This is a genomic window from Streptomyces sp. OfavH-34-F (assembly GCF_022347745.1).
Classification (GTDB): Bacteria; Actinomycetota; Actinomycetes; order Streptomycetales; family Streptomycetaceae; genus Streptomyces.
In genome coordinates, this window is sequence record NZ_JAKRGC010000110.1 from 1 (window position 1) to 19,415 (window position 19,415).

General features: G+C 72.0%; 18 protein-coding genes and 1 pseudogene. 1 reads left to right on the forward strand and 18 read right to left on the reverse strand.

What is annotated here, in order from left to right; translation table 11 throughout:
- The 14 genes and pseudogenes from MHW47_RS17735 to pyrR all read right to left on the reverse strand — a co-directional run.
- Window positions 1–1,172 (reverse strand): annotated as a pseudogene (locus MHW47_RS17735) (primosome assembly protein PriA); the annotation flags it as partial.
- A 126-nt stretch (window positions 1,173–1,298) separates the two neighbouring features.
- Window positions 1,299–2,507, reverse strand: coding sequence for a methionine adenosyltransferase (metK, locus tag MHW47_RS17740; RefSeq protein WP_239224414.1), 1,209 nt, complete (start codon window positions 2,505–2,507; stop codon window positions 1,299–1,301).
- A gap of 239 nt (window positions 2,508–2,746) precedes the next feature.
- Window positions 2,747–3,949 (reverse strand): bifunctional phosphopantothenoylcysteine decarboxylase/phosphopantothenate--cysteine ligase CoaBC, encoded by a 1,203-nt coding sequence (gene coaBC / locus MHW47_RS17745; RefSeq protein ID WP_239224416.1) that lies wholly within the window; start codon window positions 3,947–3,949, stop codon window positions 2,747–2,749.
- Window positions 3,950–4,096: 147 nt separating this feature from the next.
- Window positions 4,097–4,369, reverse strand: coding sequence for a DNA-directed RNA polymerase subunit omega (gene rpoZ / locus MHW47_RS17750; protein ID WP_003970369.1), 273 nt, complete (start codon window positions 4,367–4,369; stop codon window positions 4,097–4,099).
- A 119-nt stretch (window positions 4,370–4,488) separates the two neighbouring features.
- On the reverse strand, window positions 4,489–5,106 hold the full coding sequence (gmk, locus tag MHW47_RS17755; RefSeq protein WP_239224417.1) for a guanylate kinase: 618 nt from the start codon (window positions 5,104–5,106) through the stop codon (window positions 4,489–4,491).
- Between the two features lie 38 nt (window positions 5,107–5,144).
- Window positions 5,145–5,468, reverse strand: a complete 324-nt coding sequence (locus tag MHW47_RS17760; RefSeq protein ID WP_018103912.1) for an integration host factor — start codon at window positions 5,466–5,468, stop codon at window positions 5,145–5,147.
- 245 nt (window positions 5,469–5,713) lie between these two features.
- Complete coding sequence (pyrF, locus tag MHW47_RS17765; protein WP_239224418.1) at window positions 5,714–6,553, reverse strand: orotidine-5'-phosphate decarboxylase; 840 nt, start codon at window positions 6,551–6,553, stop codon at window positions 5,714–5,716.
- Window positions 6,550–7,659 (reverse strand): quinone-dependent dihydroorotate dehydrogenase, encoded by a 1,110-nt coding sequence (locus MHW47_RS17770; protein WP_239224419.1) that lies wholly within the window; start codon window positions 7,657–7,659, stop codon window positions 6,550–6,552. The genes pyrF and MHW47_RS17770 overlap by 4 nt, the downstream gene beginning before the upstream one ends.
- 71 nt (window positions 7,660–7,730) lie before the next feature.
- On the reverse strand, window positions 7,731–11,039 hold the full coding sequence (carB, locus tag MHW47_RS17775) for a carbamoyl-phosphate synthase large subunit (protein ID WP_239224420.1): 3,309 nt from the start codon (window positions 11,037–11,039) through the stop codon (window positions 7,731–7,733).
- On the reverse strand, window positions 11,032–12,171 hold the full coding sequence (gene carA / locus MHW47_RS17780) for a glutamine-hydrolyzing carbamoyl-phosphate synthase small subunit (RefSeq protein ID WP_239224421.1): 1,140 nt from the start codon (window positions 12,169–12,171) through the stop codon (window positions 11,032–11,034). Before carA ends, carB begins: the two co-directional genes overlap by 8 nt.
- Window positions 12,168–12,743 (reverse strand): hypothetical protein, encoded by a 576-nt coding sequence (locus MHW47_RS17785; RefSeq protein ID WP_239224422.1) that lies wholly within the window; start codon window positions 12,741–12,743, stop codon window positions 12,168–12,170. Before MHW47_RS17785 ends, carA begins: the two co-directional genes overlap by 4 nt.
- A complete protein-coding gene (locus MHW47_RS17790) occupies window positions 12,740–14,026 on the reverse strand; it encodes a dihydroorotase (RefSeq protein ID WP_239224423.1) in 1,287 nt (428 codons plus the stop codon). Before MHW47_RS17790 ends, MHW47_RS17785 begins: the two co-directional genes overlap by 4 nt.
- 2 nt (window positions 14,027–14,028) lie before the next feature.
- Window positions 14,029–15,018 carry an aspartate carbamoyltransferase catalytic subunit gene (locus MHW47_RS17795; protein ID WP_239224431.1) on the reverse strand — a complete coding sequence of 330 codons (990 nt, stop codon included), beginning with the start codon at window positions 15,016–15,018 and terminating at the stop codon, window positions 14,029–14,031.
- 86 nt (window positions 15,019–15,104) lie between these two features.
- Window positions 15,105–15,689: a bifunctional pyr operon transcriptional regulator/uracil phosphoribosyltransferase PyrR gene (pyrR, locus tag MHW47_RS17800; protein WP_111333932.1), complete on the reverse strand. Its 585-nt coding sequence runs from the start codon at window positions 15,687–15,689 to the stop codon at window positions 15,105–15,107.
- 221 nt (window positions 15,690–15,910) lie between these two features.
- Between pyrR and bldD the strand changes: the two genes are divergently transcribed.
- Complete coding sequence (gene bldD, locus MHW47_RS17805; protein WP_018103903.1) at window positions 15,911–16,411, forward strand: transcriptional regulator BldD; 501 nt, start codon at window positions 15,911–15,913, stop codon at window positions 16,409–16,411.
- Window positions 16,412–16,583: 172 nt separating this feature from the next.
- Here the strand turns inward: bldD and nusB are convergent, their stop codons facing one another.
- The 4 genes from nusB to MHW47_RS17825 form a co-directional block, all read right to left on the reverse strand.
- Entirely contained in the window at window positions 16,584–17,015 is a 432-nt protein-coding gene (gene nusB / locus MHW47_RS17810; RefSeq protein WP_239224424.1) for a transcription antitermination factor NusB, read from the reverse strand.
- Window positions 17,016–17,017: 2 nt separating this feature from the next.
- Window positions 17,018–17,584, reverse strand: coding sequence for an elongation factor P (gene efp / locus MHW47_RS17815; protein WP_239224425.1), 567 nt, complete (start codon window positions 17,582–17,584; stop codon window positions 17,018–17,020).
- Window positions 17,585–17,635: 51 nt separating this feature from the next.
- A complete protein-coding gene (locus MHW47_RS17820; protein ID WP_239224427.1) occupies window positions 17,636–18,742 on the reverse strand; it encodes an aminopeptidase P family protein in 1,107 nt (368 codons plus the stop codon).
- A gap of 70 nt (window positions 18,743–18,812) precedes the next feature.
- Window positions 18,813–19,415: AAA family ATPase (locus tag MHW47_RS17825; protein ID WP_239224429.1), on the reverse strand; the 603-nt coding region annotated here is incomplete at its 5' end.

The following is a 19,415-nucleotide window of genomic DNA, read 5'->3' on the forward strand; positions in this document are numbered from 1 at the left end:
CGCGCCAGCTCGCCGTCGCCCACGGTGCGGATGACCGGCGCCGCCGCCCGCAGCTGCTCCCGCCCGGCGCGCAGCGGCAGCGCCCAGCCGCTCTCGACGAGCTGCGCGGCCTCCACCGTGCAGCTGAGGGAGCCGAGCAGGAACGCGCACCGGTCGTGCGTGGCGCGCAGCTCCAGGACCTCGCGGACATGGGGGAAGGGGGCCCGGTCGTCGCTGTGGCTGGCGTCGCCGTCGTCCCAAACGACGACGAGCCCGAGGTCGGTGACGGGAGCGAACATGGCGGCCCTGGTCCCCACCACCGCCCGGACGGAGCCGCGCCGCACGGCGAGCCATTCCCGGTAGCGCCTGCCGGGTCCTGAGCCGGCGGTGAGCAGGGCGTGCCGACCCTCACCGAGCACGGCGGTGAGCGCGGCGTCGACCCGTGCGGCGGACCGTCCGTCGGGGACGACGACGAGGGCGCCGCGCCCGGCGGAGAGCGTCGCGGCGACGGCCGTCGCGATCTCGGCCGGCCAGTGCGGTCCGGGCAGCGCGGTCCACACGGCCCGGGGGGCGCCCCCGCCGGCCAGCGCGGACAGGAACGCCGGCCCCTGCTCGTACCGCTCCCAGGTGCCGGGGGCGGGACGGGCGGGGGCGGGCAGCGGGTCCGGGGAGGGCCGGGACTCGGCCTGCGCGTTCCTCGGGGGGACGGCGAGCTGGAGGACGTCGGCGAGGCTGCCCGCGTACCGGTCGGCGACGGCGCGGGCGAGGGCGAGGAGGCCGGGGCTCAGCACCGGTTCCGGGGAGACGACGGAGGCGAGCGCGGCGAGCGCCCCGTTGTAGTCGGACCGGGCCAGCCGTTCGACGAGGAAGCCGTCGACGAGCCCGCCGCCCTCGCGCCGGCCGCCGCGCACATTGCGGCCCCCGGCGCCGAACCGGACCCGGACGCGCACGCCGGGCTGCGCGTCGGCGTCCAGCTCCGCGGGGACCGCGTAGTCGAAGTACTGGTCGAGGTGGAGCGCCCCCTTGTTGACGAGGACGCGGGCGACGGGCAGCTCCCCCGCGAGCGCGGCCCCGCGCCAGGTGCGCGGCTTGGCGCGGGGCGCCTTGGCCCGGCGCACGGTCTCCCGGATCAGCGCGAGCTGTTCCGGCTCCGCTGCGCCGGGCTCGCCGGACCGCTCGTTCTCGCTGCTCACAGCTCCATCCCTACCAGACGCCTCGGACAGCGCCGCCCGTTGCTCCCCGTACCCCGCGCCGCGACGCGCCGGAGCCCGGACGCCGTCTCGGCGTCCGGGCTCCGGCGTGATGCTGGCTGGCCGTCCCTACAGGCCGGCGGCGGCGCGCAGGGCGTCCACCCGGTCCGTGCGCTCCCAGGTGAAGTCCGGCAGCTCACGGCCGAAGTGGCCGTAGGCGGCGGTCTGGGAGTAGATCGGGCGCAGCAGGTCGAGGTCGCGGATGATCGCGGCCGGGCGGAGGTCGAAGACCTCGCCGATGGCGTGCTCGATCTTCTCGGTCTCGATCGCGGCGGTGCCGAAGGTCTCGACGAAGAGGCCCACCGGCTCGGCCTTGCCGATCGCGTACGCGACCTGGACCTCGCAACGGGCGGCGAGGCCCGCGGCGACGACGTTCTTGGCGACCCAGCGCATGGCGTAGGCGGCCGAGCGGTCCACCTTCGACGGGTCCTTGCCGGAGAAGGCACCGCCGCCGTGGCGGGCCATGCCGCCGTAGGTGTCGATGATGATCTTGCGACCGGTCAGGCCGGCGTCGCCCATGGGGCCGCCGATCTCGAAGCGGCCGGTCGGGTTGACCAGGAGGCGGTAGCCCTCGGTGTCGAGCTTGATGCCGTCCTCGATGAGCTGCGACAGCACGTGCTCGACGACGAACTCGCGGATGTCGGGCGCGAGCAGCGAGTCGAGGTCGATGTCGCTGGCGTGCTGCGAGGAGACGACGACGGTGTCGAGCCGGACGGCCTTGTCGCCGTCGTACTCGATGGTGACCTGGGTCTTGCCGTCGGGGCGCAGGTACGGGATGGTCCCGTTCTTGCGGACCTCGGACAGCCGGCGCGAGAGCCGGTGCGCGAGGTAGATCGGCAGCGGCATCAGCTCGGGGGTCTCGTCGCAGGCGTAGCCGAACATCAGGCCCTGGTCGCCGGCGCCCTGCTTGTCGAGTTCGTCCTCGTCGCCCTCGACACGCTTCTCGTAGGCGGTGTCGACGCCCTGCGCGATGTCCGGGGACTGCGCGCCGATGGACACCGAGACGCCGCAGGAGGCGCCGTCGAAGCCCTTCTTGGAGGAGTCGTAGCCGATCTCCAGGACCTTGTTGCGGACCAGCGTCGGAATGTCGGCGTAGGCCTTGGTCGTGACCTCGCCGGCGACGTGCACCAGACCGGTGGTGATCAGGGTCTCGACGGCGACGCGGGAGGAGGGGTCCTCCCGGAGCAGCGCGTCGAGGATGGTGTCGCTGATCTGGTCGGCGATCTTGTCGGGGTGGCCCTCGGTCACGGACTCCGAGGTGAAGAGACGGCGGGACACATCGCTCCCTGGGGTTGCAGCGGCTGCTGGCTGATCATTGGCCGGACGGTCCGGGAGCTGCGCCCGGCACGGTCCAGCTTGCAGTTTATCGGTCGGCTCCGGCCGACGGACACCGTGTCTCGCCCTTTGACCGACCTGTGACGTGTCCCACCAGGGCCGAATGGCCCCCAAGCCCGCCGCCCGCACGGCCCGGGGGCGTGTCGCCCGGCCCCGGACCACTCCGGCGTGTCACCGGAAATTCATCCGAGGCGGGCCGCCACCAGGTCCCAGACGATGTCGGCGAGCGCCTCCTTGGGGCCGTGGGGCACCGGCGTCTCGGTTCCGTCGGCTCCGAGCACCACGGCCTCGTTCTCCTCGGAGCCGAAGGTCTTGCGCTCCCCCACCTCGTTGACCACCAGCAGGTCGCAGCCCTTGCGCCGGAGCTTCTCGCGGCCGTGGGCGAGGACGTCGTCGGTCTCGGCGGCGAATCCGACGACGAGCTGGCCCGGCACGGCCCGGTCGGCGGCGACCTCGGCGAGGATGTCCGGGTTGCGGACGAGCGCGACGGGGGCCGGCTCCTTGCCGTCCTTCTTCTTGATCTTGCCGGTGGCGTACTCGGCGGGCCGGAAGTCGGCGACCGCGGCGGCCATGACGACGACGTCGGCGTCCCGTGCCGCCGTGAGCACGGCCTCGCGCAGCTGGGTCGCGGTCCCCACGCGCACGACGTCGGCGCCGGACGGGTCGGGCAGCCCGGTGTTGGCCTCGACGAGGGTGACGCGGGCGCCCCGGGCGACGGCGGTGCGGGCCAGCGCGTACCCCTGCTTCCCGGAGGAGCGGTTGCCGAGGAAGCGGACGGGGTCGAGGGGTTCGCGGGTACCGCCGGCGCTGATGACGACGTGCCGGCCCACCAGGTCGGGGGCGGCCGCGCCGCGGGCGAGGACCCGGCGGCACACCTCGAAGATCTCGGCCGGGTCGGGGAGCCGGCCCTTGCCGGTGTCCACCCCGGTCAGGCGGCCCACGGCGGGCTCGATGACGACCGCGCCCCGGCGGCGCAGCGTGGCGACGTTCTCCCGGGTGGCCGGGTGCTCCCACATCTCGGTGTGCATCGCGGGGGCGAAGACGACGGGGCAGCGGGCGGTGAGCAGCGTGTTGGTGAGCAGGTCGTCGGCGAGGCCGTGGGCGGCCTTGGCCAGCATGTCGGCGGTGGCGGGGGCGACGACGACGAGGTCGGCCTGCTGGCCGATCCGGACGTGGGGCACCTCGTGGACGGCGTCCCAGACCCCGGTGGAGACGGGGTGGCCGGAGAGCGCCGACCAGGTGGCCGCGCCGACGAAGTGCAGGGCGGATTCGGTGGGGACGACCCGTACGTCGTGGCCGGACTCGGTCAGCCGGCGCAGCAGCTCGCACGCCTTGTACGCGGCGATGCCGCCGCTGACCCCCAGAACGACCTTCGGCTTGTCCACTGCGTCTCCCCGCACTCGGTTACGCACCCGGCGTACGTACACCCCCATGCTGCCTCACGGGCGCGGGCACCGGCCGGTCGGCCCGGAGACACACCACGGGCCCGGCGGGAAGCCGCCGGGCCCGTGGTGAAGACGCGTCGTCGCCGCTTACTGCGCGGGGCCCTCGATGGCCTCGGACGTGAGCAGGCCGGCGTTGATCTCGCGGAGCGCGATCGAGAGCGGCTTCTCGTGCACGTGGGTGTCGACGAGCGGACCGACGTACTCGAGGAGGCCCTCACCGAGCTGCGAGTAGTACGCGTTGATCTGGCGCGCGCGCTTGGCGGCGTAGATCACGAGGCTGTACTTCGAGTCGGTTGCTTCGAGGAGCTCATCAATCGGCGGGTTGATGATGCCCTCGGGCGTGGTGATGGAAGAGGACACGCTCTGCCTTCCGAAGGGGATGAAGATCAAGGAAAACGCTGAAAACGCCGGCCGTCGGACATCTCCGGCGGTCGGGGCCGTGCTGGCGGCGGCCCCGCGTCAGAGGGCCGGGCGGTGGGTCACTCGCCGCCGGGCCGGTGGCCGGAAGCCTCCAGCATCAAGGCTAGCAGCTCACGCGCCACGTCCTCGACGGAGGTGTTGACGAGCGTCGTGTCGAACTCCGCCTCGGCGGCCAGCTCGACCTTGGCGGCGGCGAGCCGGCGCTCGATCACCTCGGGCGCCTCGGTCCCCCGGCCGGTGAGCCGGCGCACCAGTTCCTCCCAGCTCGGCGGGGCGAGGAAGACCAGCTGTGCGTCGGCCATGGACTGGCGGACCAGCCGGGCGCCCTGGAGGTCGATCTCCAGGAGCACCGGCTCCCCCGCCTCCAGCCGCTCCTGCACGGCGCGGCGCGGGGTGCCGTAGCGGTTGCCGGCGAACTCGGCCCACTCCAGCAGCTCGCCGTTGGCGATCAGCTTGTCGAACTCCTCGTCGTCCACGAAGAAGTAGTGGACGCCGTCGCGTTCGCCGGGGCGGGGCTTGCGGGTCGTCGCCGACACCGAGAGCCACACCTCGGGGTGCACCTTGCGCATATGTGCGACGACCGTGCTCTTGCCGACCCCCGAGGGGCCGGAGAGCACGGTCAGCCGCGGACGTACGTCCGGGGGTACGGGGGACGCCCCCCGCGATGTTGCAGCCATGGAGCGATTATCCAGGTTCTCAGGAGTGCCTGAGAACGTCAGGCGGCGGTGCCGCCGAACTCGCGCTCCAGGGATGCGATCTGGTTGGAGCCGAGACCCCGCACGCGGCGGCTCTCGGAGATGCCGAGCCGCTCCATGATCTGCTTGGCGCGGACCTTGCCCACGCCGGGCAGGGACTCCAGCAGGGCGGAGACCTTCATCTTGCCGATGACGTCGTTCTCCTGGCCCGACTTGATGACCTCGTGGAGGGAGGCGCCGGAGTGCTTGAGTCGATTTTTGACCTCGGCCCGCTCCCGGCGAGCCGCGGCGGCCTTTTCGAGCGCGGCTGCGCGCTGTTCAGGGGTAAGGGGCGGAAGAGCCACGCCTACGTCACCTCGGATGTCGATCTGTCGGATACGGACCGGTGAGGCGACGGGAACGCCCCTCACCTGCTGAGCCGCGAACATCCCGTGCGCGTCGGCTCTCGACGGAGACTAGCGGCCAAGGCCGCCGGAGTCAGCGAGAACAGACGAAAAGTCCTGGTCAGCCTCGACCGACCAGGACTTTTCAGGCATAACGACCGACTTTTTTGGTCAGGATTTCGTCAACGCGCTGTGAAGGGGGAGACTCAGCGGTCCGAGACGGCCGTCCGGACCTCGTCCGCGAACCGCTGTGCGGCGTCGCGCAGACCCGTCACGTCCGGACCGTGGCGCAGCACGCCCCGGCTCACGCTGGGCACCACATTGCCCACCGCGTCGCCGAAGACGCCCGGCAGATCCGCCGGGGTCGCCCCCTGCGCGCCGATCCCCGGCGCGAGCAGCGGGCCGTTGATCGCCAGGTCCACGCCCGCGTCGCCCAGCGTGGCCCCGACCACCGCGCCGACCGAGCCGAGCGGGGCGGCGCCCGCGTTCTCGGCGGCCATGTGGTCGAGCATGAGCTGGGCCAGCGGGCGGCCGTCCGCCGCGGTGGCGCGCTGCACCTCGGCGCCCTCCGGGTTGGAGGTGAGCGCGAGGACGAACACGCCGGCGCCGGAGACCGCCGCCGCGTCGAGCGCCGGGCGCAGCGAGCCGAAGCCGAGGTAGGGCGAGACGGTGACGGCGTCCGAGAACAGCGGCGAGTCCTTGTCCAGGTAGGTCGCCGCGTAGGCGCCCATGGTGGAGCCGATGTCGCCGCGCTTGGCGTCCATCAGGACCAGGGCACCCGCCGCGCGGGCCTCCTCGACGGCCTTCTCCAGGACCGCGATGCCGCGCGAGCCGAAGCGCTCGAAGAACGCGGACTGCGGCTTGAGCACGGCGACCCGGTCGGCCAGCGCCTCGACGACGGTGCGGGTGAACCGCTCCAGGCCCGCGACGTCGTCGCTCAGCCCCCAGGCGGTGAGCAGCGAGGCGTGCGGGTCGATGCCGACACAGAGCGGGCCTCGGGTGTCCATGGCGTGGCGCAGCCGGGCGCCGAAGGGTTCCAGGGTCATTTCGCTGCCTTCCGGTTTTCCGCGCCGACCGCGTCGGCGAGGGTGGCGTACGGGGACGCGGCCAGGCGCGCGGCCAGGCCCTTGTGGATGGCACGGGCGTAGAACGGGCCCTCGTAGATGAAGGCGCTGTAGCCCTGGACGAGCGTCGCGCCGGCGAGGATGCGCTGCCAGGCGTCCTCGGCGTTCTCGATGCCGCCGACGCCCACCAGGGTGATCCGGTCGCCCACCCGGCGGTGGAGGCGGCGCAGCACCTCCAGGGAGCGCTCCTTGAGGGGGGCGCCGGACAGGCCGCCGGTCTCCCGGACCAGTTCGGGCGGGGACGTCAGGCCCAGGCCCTCGCGGGCGATGGTGGTGTTGGTGGCGATGATGCCGTCCAGGCCGAGTTCGACGGCGAGGTCGGCGACGGCGTCCACGTCCTCGTCGGCGAGGTCCGGGGCGATCTTGACGAGCAGCGGGACGCGGCGGTGGGTGACGGTCCGGTCGGCTGCCTCGCGCACGGCGGTGAGCAGCGGGCGCAGCGACTCGGTGGCCTGGAGGTTGCGCAGGCCGGGGGTGTTCGGCGAGGAGACGTTGACGACGAGGTAGTCGGCGTGGGCGGCCAGGCGCTCGGTGGACTTCACGTAGTCGGCGGCGGCGTCGGCCTCGGGGACGACCTTGGTCTTGCCGATGTTGACGCCGACCGTCGTGCGGAAGACCGGGTTGCGGGCGGCGAGCCGGGCGGCGACGGCGGCGGAGCCCTCGTTGTTGAAGCCCATGCGGTTGATCAGCGCCCGGTCCGCCACCAGGCGGAACAGCCGCTTCTTCGGGTTGCCGGGCTGCGGTTCGCCGGTGACGGTGCCGATCTCGACGTGGTCGAAGCCGAGCATCGCCATGCCGTCGATGGCGACCGCGTTCTTGTCGAACCCGGCGGCGAGGCCGAAGGGGCCGTGCATCCGCAGGCCCAGGGCCTCGGTGCGCAGCTCCTTGTAACGGGGGGCGAGGGCGGCGGCGAGGAAGGTGCGCAGGACGGGGACGCGGGCGGCGAGGCGGATCCAGCGGAAGGCCAGGTGGTGGGCGCGCTCGGCGTCCATGCGCTTGAAGACCAGCTGGAAGAAGAACTTGTACATCACGGTGTCCTCATGGAGAGGGGGACACCGTTTCCGGTGTCCCCCTTGTGGGCTCAGGGGATGTCTCCCCCTCAGTCGCGGGCCGCGGTCAGGTGTTCCGCGTGTTCCTGGAGCGAACGGACGCCGACGTCTCCGTTGTTGAGGGCGTCGATGCCCTGGACGGCCGCGGCGAGCGCCTGGACCGTGGTCAGGCAGGGCACGGACCGGGCGACGGCCGCTGTGCGGATCTCGTAGCCGTCGAGCCGGCCTCCGGTCCCGTAGGGGGTGTTGACGATGAGGTCCACCCCGCCCTCGTGGATCAGCTGGACGATCGTCTTCTCGCCGTTGGGGCCCTCGCCCTCGGACTGCTTGCGCACGACCGTGGCGTTGATGCCGTTGCGCTTGAGGACCTCGGCGGTGCCGGAGGTGGCCAGCAGCTCGAAGCCGTGGGCGACCAGCTCGCGGGCCGGGAAGATCATCGAGCGCTTGTCCCGGTTGGCCACCGAGATGAAGGCGCGGCCCTTGGTGGGCAGCGGCCCGTAGGCGCCGGCCTGCGACTTGGCGTAGGCGGTGCCGAAGACCGAGTCGATGCCCATGACCTCGCCGGTGGAGCGCATCTCCGGGCCGAGGATGGTGTCGACGCCGCGGCCGTGGATGTCGCGGAAGCGCGACCACGGCATGACGGCCTCCTTGACGGAGATCGGCGCGTCCAGCGGCAGGGTGCCGCCGTCGCCGGTCCGGGGCAGCAGCCCCTCCTCGCGCAGCTCGGCGACGGTCGCGCCCAGCGAGATGCGGGCGGCGGCCTTGGCGAGCGGGACCGCGGTCGCCTTCGAGGTGAAGGGCACGGTCCGCGAGGCGCGCGGGTTGGCCTCCAGGACGTAGAGGATGTCGCCGGAGAGCGCGAACTGGATGTTGATCAGGCCGCGCACGCCGACGCCCTTGGCGATGGCCTCCGTGGAGGCGCGCAGCCGCTTGATGTCGTGGCCGCCGAGGGTGATCGGGGGCAGGGCGCAGGCGGAGTCGCCGGAGTGGATGCCGGCCTCCTCGATGTGCTCCATGACGCCGCCGAGGTACAGCTCGGTGCCGTCGTAGAGGGCGTCCACGTCGATCTCGATGGCGTCGTCGAGGAAGCGGTCGACCAGGACCGGCCGGGTGGGGCTGATCTCGGTGGACTCGGCGATGTACGCGGAGAGCCGGGTCTCGTCGTACACGATCTCCATGCCGCGCCCGCCGAGCACGTAGGAGGGGCGGACGAGGACGGGGTAGCCGATCTCGTCGGCGATCTCCTTGGCCTCGTCGAAGGTGGTGGCGGTGCCGTGCTTGGGGGCGGGCAGGCCGGCCCCGGCCAGGACGCGGCCGAAGGCGCCGCGGTCCTCGGCGGCGTGGATCGCCTCCGGCGGGGTGCCGACGACGGGCACGCCGTTGTCCTTGAGGGCCTGCGAGAGACCCAGCGGGGTCTGGCCGCCGAGCTGGACGACGACGCCCGCGACGGGCCCGGCCAGGGACTCGGCGTGCACGATCTCCAGCACGTCTTCCAGCGTCAGCGGCTCGAAGTACAGGCGGTCGGAGGTGTCGTAGTCGGTGGAGACGGTCTCCGGGTTGCAGTTGACCATCACGGTCTCGTAGCCGGCGTCGCTGAGCGCGAAGGAGGCGTGGACGCAGGAGTAGTCGAACTCGATGCCCTGGCCGATGCGGTTGGGGCCGGAGCCCAGGATGATCACCGCGGGCCGGGTGCGGGGCGCGACCTCGGTCTCCTCGTCGTAGGAGGAGTAGAAGTACGGCGTCTTCGCGGCGAACTCGGCGGCGCAGGTGTCGACCGTCTTGTAGACCGGGCGGATGCCCAGCGAGTGGCGGACCTCGCGGACGACGTCCTCGCGCAGGCCGCGGATCTCGGCGATCTGGACGTCCGAGAAGCCGTGCCGCTTGGCCTCGGCCAGCAGCTCGGGCCCGAGCTTGTCGGCGGCGGCCAGCTCGTCGGCGATCTCCTTGATGAGGAAGAGCTGGTCCACGAACCAGGGGTCGATCTTCGTGGCGTCGAAGACCTCCTCCTGGGTGGCGCCGGCCCGGATCGCCTGCATGACGGCGTTGACCCGGCCGTCGGTCGGGCGGACGGCCTCGGCCAGCAGCTCGGCCTTGTCGCCGGGGTCGCCGGTGAAGGAGAACTGCGAGCCCTTCTTCTCCAGGGAGCGCAGGGCCTTCTGGAGGGCCTCGGTGAAGTTCCGGCCGATGGCCATGGCCTCGCCCACCGACTTCATGGTGGTGGTGAGGGTGGAGTCGGCGGAGGGGAACTTCTCGAAGGCGAAGCGCGGGGCCTTGACGACGACGTAGTCGAGGGTCGGCTCGAAGGAGGCCGGGGTCTTCTCGGTGATGTCGTTGGGGATCTCGTCGAGCGTGTAGCCGACGGCCAGCTTGGCGGCGATCTTGGCGATCGGGAAGCCGGTGGCCTTGGAGGCGAGCGCCGAGGAACGCGAGACGCGCGGGTTCATCTCGATGACGATGACGCGCCCGTCGGACGGGTCGATGGCGAACTGGATGTTGCAGCCGCCGGTGTCCACGCCGACCTCGCGGATGATCGCGATGCCGATGTCGCGCAGCCGCTGGTACTCGCGGTCGGTGAGGGTCATCGCCGGGGCGACCGTGATCGAGTCGCCGGTGTGGACGCCCATCGGGTCGAAGTTCTCGATGGAGCAGACGACCACGACGTTGTCGTTGCGGTCGCGCATCAGCTCCAGCTCGTACTCCTTCCAGCCGAGGATGGACTCCTCCAGGAGCACCTCGGTGGTCGGGGAGAGGGTGAGGCCCTGGCCCGCGATGCGGCGCAGCTCCGCCTCGTCGTGCGCGAAGCCGGAGCCGGCGCCGCCCATGGTGAAGGAGGGGCGGACGACGACGGGGTAGCCGCCGAGGGTCTCGACGCCGGCCAGGACGTCGTCCATGGAGTGGCAGATGACCGAGCGGGCGGACTCGCCGTAGCCGATCTTCTCCTTGACGGCCTCCACGACGCCCTTGAAGAGGTCGCGGTCCTCGCCCTTGTTGATGGCCTCGACGTTGGCGCCGATCAGTTCGACGCCGTACTTGTCGAGCACACCGTTCTCGTGCATGGAGATCGCGGTGTTGAGCGCGGTCTGGCCGCCCAGGGTGGGCAGGAGCGCGTCGGGGCGCTCCTTGGCGATGATCTTCTCGACGAACTCGGGGGTGATCGGCTCGACGTAGGTGGCGTCGGCGATCTCCGGGTCGGTCATGATCGTCGCGGGGTTGGAGTTCACCAGGATGACGCGCAGGCCCTCGGCCTTGAGCACGCGGCACGCCTGGGTGCCGGAGTAGTCGAACTCGGCGGCCTGCCCGATGACGATCGGGCCGGAGCCGATGACCAGGACGGACTGGATATCGGAGCGCTTAGGCACGCTGGCCCTCCATCAGGGAGACGAAACGGTCGAAGAGGTACGCGGCGTCGTGCGGGCCGGCGGCCGCCTCGGGGTGGTACTGGACGCTGAAGGCCGGCCGGTCGAGCAGCTGGAGGCCCTCCACCACGTTGTCGTTGAGGCAGACGTGGGAGACCTCGGCGCGGCCGTAGGCGGTGTCGGAGACCTTGTCGAGGGGGGCGTCGACGGCGAAGCCGTGGTTGTGCGCGGTGACCTCGACCTTGCCGGTCGAGCGGTCCTGCACGGGCTGGTTGATGCCGCGGTGGCCGTACTTCAGCTTGTAGGTGCCGAAGCCGAGGGCACGGCCCAGGATCTGGTTGCCGAAGCAGATCCCGAAGAGCGGGGTGCCCCGCTCCAGGACGCCCCGCATGAGGGCGACGGGGTGGTCGGCGGTGGACGGGTCGCCGGGGCCGTTGGAGAAGAAGACGCCGTCCGGGGCGACGGCGTAGATCTCGTCCAGGGTGGCGGTGGCGGGCAGGACGTGCACCTCGATGCCGCGCTCGGCCATCCGGTGCGGGGTCATGCCCTTGATGCCGAGGTCGATCGCGGCGACGGTGAACTTCTTGGTGCCGGCAGCGGGGACCACGTAGGCCTCCTTGGTGGCGACCTCCGCGGAGAGGTCGGCGCCCTTCATCTCGGGGGCCTCCTGGACGCGGGCCAGCATCGCGGCCCCGTCGGTGACCGCGTCGCCGGAGAAGATGCCGACGCGCATGGCGCCGCGCTCGCGCAGGTGGCGGGTGAGGGCGCGGGTGTCGATGCCGCTGATGCCGACGACGCCCTGGTCGGCCAGTTCCTGGTCGAGGGTGCGGCGGGAGCGCCAGTTGGAGGGGGTGCGGGCGGGGTCGCGGACGACGTAGCCGGAGACCCAGATCCGCTGGGACTCGGGGTCCTCGTCGTTGACGCCGGTGTTGCCGACGTGCGGGGCGGTCATCACGACGACCTGGCGGTGGTACGAGGGGTCGGTCAGGGTCTCCTGGTAGCCGGTCATGCCGGTGGAGAAGACCGCCTCGCCGAAGGTCTCCCCCACAGCCCCGTAGGCACGGCCGCGGAAGGTGCGGCCGTCCTCCAGGACGAGTACGGCGGGAGCCTGGGCTCCCCGAGTGGAGGTCGTCATCGTGCGATGCCTTCCGTAGTGCTGGTGAGGTGGTTGACGGCGTCGACCCATGCGGGGTGTTCGGCCGCGTGGTCGGAGCGGAATCCGGAGTCGATCAGCTGGTCGCCGAGCGCCCAGGTGACGACGAGGAGGCCGCCCTCGGGCAGGACCTTGCCCGCCAGCGCCTTCTCGGTGCGGGCGCCGCGCAGGTCGGCGGCGGGGACGAAGAAGTCCGCCGCGCCGGGTCGTACGACGTCGAGGCCCTCGGCGGTGAGGGTCAGCTCGACGCGGCTGCGGGTGCCGAGGCCGTGGGCCACGATCCGGTCGAGCCACTGCCCGGCGGTGGTCGAGGCGTGGTAGCGGCCGGTGAGGGTGAGCAGCTTCGCGCCGTCCGCGAAGCCCTCCGGGGTGCTCGCGGGGGCGGGCAGGTCGGACTGGAGGTTGCCGCGCCATTTCCAGCCCTGGCGCATGAGCCAGTAGACGAGGACGACGAGGACGACGAGTCCGATCACCCAGCTGATGCGGGCGGACCAGTCGGTCACCTCCGCCGATTTACGCTCGGCGGCCAGTTGGTACAGGGTCAGTGTTGTCACGCGAGCTTCCCGTCGACGACCGTGGCACGGCCCCGCAGGAAGGTGTGGGTCACTCGGCCCGGCAGCTCGCGCCCCTCGTACGGGGTGTTGCGGCTGCGGGAGGCGAAGCCCGCGGGGTCCACGGTTCCACGGTATGCCGGATCGACCAGGGTGAGGTTGGCGGGCTCACCCGCCGAGACGGGGCGGCCGTGGCCCTCGAGTCGTCCGATGGCCGCGGGGCGGGCGGACATGCGGTCGGCGACGCCGGCCCAGTCGAGCAGCCCGGTCTCCACCATCGTCTGCTGGACGACGGAGAGCGCGGTCTCCAGGCCCACCATGCCCATGGCGGCGGCGGCCCACTCGCAGTCCTTGTCCTCGTGCGGGTGCGGGGCGTGGTCGGTGGCGACGCAGTCGATGGTGCCGTCGGCGAGGGCCTCGCGCAGGGCCATCACGTCGGCCTCGGTGCGCAGCGGCGGGTTGACCTTGTAGACCGGGTTGTAGGAGCGGACCAGCTCGTCGGTGAGCAGGAGGTGGTGCGGGGTGACCTCGGCGGTGACGTTCCAGCCCTTGGACTTGGCCCAGCGCACGATCTCGACGGAGCCGGCGGTGGACAGGTGGCAGATGTGCACGCGGGAGCCGACGTGGGCGGCGAGCAGGACGTCGCGGGCGATGATCGACTCCTCGGCGACGGCGGGCCAGCCGCCGAGGCCCAGCTCGGCCGAGACGACGCCCTCGTTCATCTGGGCGCCCTCGGTGAGGCGGGGCTCCTGGGCGTGCTGGGCGACGACGCCGTCGAACGCCTTCACGTACTCCAGGGCGCGGCGCATGATGACCGCGTCGTCGACGCACTTGCCGTCGTCGGAGAAGACCTTCACCCCGGCAGCGGAGTCGTGCATGGCGCCCAGTTCGGCGAGCTGCTTGCCCTCCAGGCCGACGGTGACGGCGCCCACGGGCTGCACGTCGCAGTAGCCGGACTCCTTGCCGAGCCGCCAGACCTGCTCGACGACGCCGGCGGTGTCGGCGACCGGGAAGGTGTTGGCCATGGCGTGCACGGCGGTGAAGCCGCCGGCCGCGGCGGCCTTGGTGCCGGTGAGGACGGTCTCGGAGTCCTCGCGGCCGGGCTCGCGCAGGTGGGTGTGGAGGTCCACCAGGCCGGGCAGCAGGACCTGGCCGGCGGCCTCGATCACGGTGGCGTCGCCGGCGTCGAGACCCGTGCCGACCTCGGCGATGGTCTCGCCGTCGATGAGGACGTCCTGCGGGTCGCCGCCGAGTACCTTCGCACCGCGGATAAGGATCTTGCTCATGGTTACTTGTTCTCCTCGGTACGGACGGCGGGGGCGGAGGCGGCGGCCTGCTCATAGCCGCCGAGCAGCAGGTAGAGCACGGCCATGCGGATGGAGACGCCGTTGGCGACCTGCTCGACCACCGTGCAGCGGTCGGAGTCGGCGACCTCGGCGGTGATCTCCATGCCGCGGACCATCGGGCCGGGGTGCATGACGACGGCGTGCTCGGGCATCTTCGCCATGCGCTCGCCGTCCAGGCCGTAGCGGCGCGAGTACTCGCGCTCGGTCGGGAAGTAGGCGGCGTTCATCCGCTCACGCTGCACACGCAGCATCATCACAGCGTCGGACTGGGGCAGCACCTCGTCCAGGCCGTAGCTGACCTCGCAGGGCCACCGCTCGACGCCGACCGGGACCAGGGTCGGCGGGGCCACCAGGGTGACGTGGGCGCCGAGCGTGTTCAGCAGGTGGACGTTGGAGCGGGCGACGCGGCTGTGCAGGATGTCGCCGACGATGGTGATCCGGCGGCCTTCGAGGTCCTTGCCGAGTCCGGCGTCGGCGCCGACGAGCCGGCGGCGCATCGTGAAGGCGTCCAGCAGGGCCTGGGTGGGGTGCTCGTGGGTGCCGTCGCCCGCGTTGACGACCGCGCCGTCGATCCACCCGGAGGTGGCCAGCCGGTACGGGGCGCCGGAGGCGCCGTGGCGGATGACGACGGCGTCGGCGCCCATGGCCTCCAGGGTCAGGGCGGTGTCCTTGAGGGATTCGCCCTTGGAGACGGACGAGCCCTTCGCGGAGAAGTTGATGACGTCGGCGGACAGCCGCTTGGCGGCCGCCTCGAAGGAGATGCGGGTGCGGGTCGAGTCCTCGAAGAAGAGGTTGACGACGGTCCGGCCGCGCAGGGTGGGGAGTTTCTTGATCGGCCGGTCGGCGACCCTGGCCATCTCCTCGGCGGTGTCGAGGATCAGGACGGCGTCGTCGCGGGTGAGGTCGGCGGCCGAGATGAGGTGACGCTTCATCTGGGTGTTCTCCGGGTGGCTGGAGTGTTCAGGCATGCGGGCACGCGGAAGCCGCCGTACGGCGGGCGGGCCGTACGGGTGGGTGGCTAGCGCTCGACCGCTGAGGCGTCCTGCTCGACCCCGAGCAGCACGGCGTCGCGGCCGTCCTCCTCGGCGAGCTGGACCTTGACCGTCTCCCGCAGCGACGTGGGGAGGTTCTTGCCGACGTAGTCGGCGCGGATCGGCAGTTCGCGGTGGCCGCGGTCGACCAGGACCGCGAGCTGCACGGCACGGGGCCGGCCGATGTCGCCCAGCGCGTCGAGGGCGGCGCGGATCGTGCGGCCGGAGAAGAGGACGTCGTCGACGAGGACGACCAGGCGGCCCTCGATGCCCTCGCCGGGGATCTCGGTGCGGGCCAGGGCGCGCGCGGGGCGCAGCCGGAGGTCGTCGCGGTACATCGTGATGTCGAGGGAGCCGACCGGGATCGTGCGGCCGGTGATCTCTTCGAGCTTGGCGGCGAGCCTGCGGGCGAGGAAGACGCCGCGGGTCGGGATGCCGAGGAGCACCACGTCGTCGGCGCCCTTGGCGCGTTCGACGATCTCGTGGGCGATGCGGGTGAGGACCCGCGCGAGGTCGGGGGCCTCCAGAACGGGGCGGGCCGCGTTGCCGGTGGCGTCGTGCTGTGCGTCCATAAGAAACGGACCTCCTTCTCCGCCTCACGGGACGGACCTTAAAGGACGTCGGATGTGCGTCTACCACGCTACCAGGGCCCGCGACCGGCCACGCCCCCACCCCCGGGGAAAGCCGGTACGGACCATCTCAGCTTGACGCGACCAAGTAACGCTGCGTAACCTCACAGTGAGTTACCAGCCACGCGGCGCAGCCGCGTAAGTTCCAGCGTCCGGGGAGCCATATGTCCAGCGAATACGCAAAACAGCTCGGGGCCAAGCTCCGTGCCATCCGCACCCAGCAGGGCCTCTCCCTCCATGGCGTGGAGGAGAAGTCCCAGGGCCGCTGGAAGGCCGTCGTGGTCGGTTCGTACGAGCGCGGCGACCGTGCCGTGACCGTGCAGCGCCTTGCCGAGCTGGCGGACTTCTACGGTGTCCCGGTCCAGGAGCTCCTGCCGGGCACGACGCCCGGCGGTGCCGCCGAGCCGCCGCCGAAGCTCGTCCTCCAGCTGGAGCGCCTGGCGCACGTGCCGCCGGAGAAGGCGGGCCCGCTCCAGCGCTACGCGGCCACGATCCAGAGCCAGCGCGGCGACTACAACGGCAAGGTGCTGTCGATCCGCCAGGACGACCTGCGCACGCTGGCCGTGATCTACGACCAGTCGCCTTCGGTGCTGACGGAGCAGCTGATCAGCTGGGGCGTGCTCGACGCGGACGCGCGCCGTGCCGTCGCCCACGACGAGGGCTGACGCCCCCTTCGGGAGAAACGTGCCGCCGGGCCGGCGGGGCCCCTTCACGGGTGCCCCGCCGGCCCTTTCCCGTGCGCCCGGCGGCCGGTGCGGGAGCGGAACGTGCGGACATGCCGAAGGGCCCGCGGCCGTGCGGCCGCGGGCCCTTCGTCGGCAAAACGCCGCCGGGGTGTCACTGCTCCCGGCGGAGGTTCGGCTTGAGGTCCTTGAAACGGGCCAGCAGGCCGTTCACGAAGGACGGGGAGTCGTCCGTGGAGAACTCCTTGGCGATCTGCACCGCCTCGTCGATGACCACCGCGTCCGGAGTGGCGTCCACCCAGATCAGCTCGTACGCCCCGAGCCGCAGGATGTTCCGGTCGACGACCGGCATGCGGTCCAGGTCCCAGCCCTCGGAGTAGGTGACGATGAGGTCGTCGATGCGGTCCGCGTACTGCGCGTACCCCTCCACCAGCTCCATCGTGTACTCGGTGACCGGCGGCTGACGGGTGTCGGAGCGCGAGTGCCGCACCCAGTCCGCGAGGACCGTCAGGACGGACGCACCGCGCTGGTCGGCCTCGAAGAGGATCTGGAAGGCGCGCTTGCGGGCCGTGTTGCGGGCAGCCACGACTACTTGTTCACCCGGCTGAGGTACTCGCCGGAGCGGGTGTCGACCTTGATCTTCTCACCCGTGGTGATGAAGAGCGGGACACCGATCTCGTAGCCGGTCTCCAGGGTGGCGGGCTTGGTGCCGCCGGTGGAGCGGTCGCCCTGGACGCCCGGCTCCGTGTGCTGGATGGTCAGCTCGACGGCGGCCGGCAGCTCGACGTAGAGCACCTCACCCTCGTGCTGGGCGACGGTGGCGGTGAAGCCCTCGACGAGGAAGTTGGCGGCGTCGCCGACCGTCTTGCGCTCGATCATCAGCTGGTCGTACGTGTCCATGTCCATGAAGACGAAGTACTCGCCGTCCATGTACGAGAACTGCATGTCGCGCCGGTCCACAGTGGCCGTCTCGACCTTGATGCCTGCGTTGAAGGTCTTGTCGACGACCTTGCCGGAGAGCACGTTCTTGAGCTTGGTGCGCACGAAGGCCGGGCCCTTGCCGGGCTTGACGTGCTGGAACTCGACGACGGACCAGAGCTGGCCTCCGTCGAGCTTGAGCACCATGCCGTTCTTGAGGTCGTTCGTGGAAGCCACGGTTGCGGAATCTCCTGGGCTGAAGCTGGTGGAACGACCGCGGGACACGCGCTACAGCGCGAGCAGCTCCTTGGTCGTAATGGTGAGTAGCTCGGGACCGCCGTCCGCCTCGGGGCGCACGACGAGCGTGTCATCGATCCGGACTCCGCCCCGACCGGGGAGGTGGACCCCCGGCTCGACGGTGACCGGCACACAAGCGTCCAGTTTACCCATGGCGGCGGGTGCCAACTGCGGGTCCTCGTCGATTTCGAGCCCCACCCCGTGCCCCGTGGAGGCCGGAAGACCCTCACCGTAGCCCGCGGAGTCCAGGAGATGGCGGGCGGCCCGGTCCACGTCCCGGTACTCGGTGCCGGGTAGCAGGGCCTCGCGACCGGCCCGCTGAGCGGCGAAAACAAGGTCGTACAGCTCGATCTGCCAGTCGGCGGGGGCCGTGCCGATGACGAAGGTCCGGCCGATCTCGCAGCGGTAGCCGCGGTAGTTGGCGCCCAGGCAGACCGAGAGGAAATCCCCCTCCTCCACCCGCCGGTCCGTGGGCCGGTGGCGGCCCCGGCCGGAGTTCGGACCGGTGGCGACGGAGGTGGCGAAGGCGGGCCCGTCGGCGCCGTGGTCCACCAGCCGGCGCTCCAGCTCCAGCGCCAGGTGCCGCTCGGTGCGGCCGACGAGGATCGATTCGAGGAGTTCGCCCAGCGCCTGGTCGGTGATCTCGGCCGCGATCCGCAGACAGCCGATCTCCTCCTCGTCCTTGACGACGCGCAGCTGCTCCACGGTGGCGCCCAGGTCGGTCAGCCGCAGCGCGGGGGCGACGGAGGCCATGGCCCGGTGCCGGGCGACCGTCAGGTAGTGCTCCTCGACGGCCAGCGACGGGGCTCCGCCGGTCGCGGCCAGCTCCGCCGCGGCGACCACCGGATCGCTCCCGGCCACCCGCAGCGGGTCCACCCGCAGCCGCTCGTCGGGGCGCCCGTCCGCCGGGTCGCCGGTCGGCGGGCGCGGGCAGAGCAGCACGTCGTCGCCGGGGCCGAGCAGCAGCACCGCGCCCGGCGGTGCTCCCCCGGCGAGGTAGCGGACGTTGGCGGGGCGGGAGACCAGGGCGGCCGCGGCTCCGACAGCGGCGCAGCGGTCGCGGAGCAGCCCGCGTCGGACGGCATACACCTCTGACATGCGTCGAGCGTACGAGCGGGGCGCCGGGCCCGCCCGGTGGGCGCATCCGACCGGGGGGCGCCGGCCGGGCTCACCAGGAGGGCGGGCTGGCCAGCGAGCGGGCGAGGATGTCGTCCAGGACCCTGGCGGTGGTCTCCACGTCGTACGTCGAGTTGTCGATGATCGGCAGCCCGGAGCCGTACCAGCCGGCCATCCGGCCGTGGATGCGGGCCACTTCCTCGTCGGAGAGGCGGCGGTTGCCGCTGCGCTTGGCGTTGCGCTCCAGGACGATCTCCAGGCCGGGCAGCAGCACGACGGGCAGCAGGCCGGGGCCGACGTGGCGCTTCCAGCCGCCGAGGCCGACGACGGGCCGGTCGGGGAAGACGGCGTCGTCCAGGATGCAGGAGATGCCGTTGGCCAGGAAGTTGCGGGCGGCGAAGCCGCAGGTGCGGCGGGCCAGGCGGTACTGGGCCTCCGACTGGTCGTTCCAGCCGGACTGCGGGTCGGCGAAGCCGGAGCAGACCCACTCGCGGACGTCGTCCAGGCTGACGTGGGCGGTGGGCACCCGGCGGCGGGCCGCCCAGAGCCGGGCCACGGTGGTCTTGCCGGCGCCCGCGGGGCCGATCAGGAGCACGGCCAGGGTCGCGTTGCCGGTGCCGGGTCCGGCGGGCGGGGCGGGCAGCGGCACGGGCCG

What these genes read in the sequence shown, in the direction of transcription:
- MHW47_RS17820 (WP_239224427.1), bottom strand. Translation starts at nt 18,742, where the DNA reads ATGTCAGAGGTGTATGCCGTCCGACGCGGGCTGCTCCGCGACCGCTGC.
- gmk (WP_239224417.1), bottom strand. Translation starts at nt 5,106, where the DNA reads ATGGCTGCAACATCGCGGGGGGCGTCCCCCGTACCCCCGGACGTACGT.
- bldD (WP_018103903.1), top strand. Translation starts at nt 15,911, where the DNA reads ATGTCCAGCGAATACGCAAAACAGCTCGGGGCCAAGCTCCGTGCCATC.
- MHW47_RS17795 (WP_239224431.1), bottom strand. Translation starts at nt 15,018, where the DNA reads ATGAAGCGTCACCTCATCTCGGCCGCCGACCTCACCCGCGACGACGCC.
- pyrF (WP_239224418.1), bottom strand. Translation starts at nt 6,553, where the DNA reads ATGACCCTGGAACCCTTCGGCGCCCGGCTGCGCCACGCCATGGACACC.
- MHW47_RS17790 (WP_239224423.1), bottom strand. Translation starts at nt 14,026, where the DNA reads ATGAGCAAGATCCTTATCCGCGGTGCGAAGGTACTCGGCGGCGACCCG.
- MHW47_RS17770 (WP_239224419.1), bottom strand. Translation starts at nt 7,659, where the DNA reads ATGTACAAGTTCTTCTTCCAGCTGGTCTTCAAGCGCATGGACGCCGAG.
- pyrR (WP_111333932.1), bottom strand. Translation starts at nt 15,689, where the DNA reads ATGGACGCACAGCACGACGCCACCGGCAACGCGGCCCGCCCCGTTCTG.
- carA (WP_239224421.1), bottom strand. Translation starts at nt 12,171, where the DNA reads ATGACGACCTCCACTCGGGGAGCCCAGGCTCCCGCCGTACTCGTCCTG.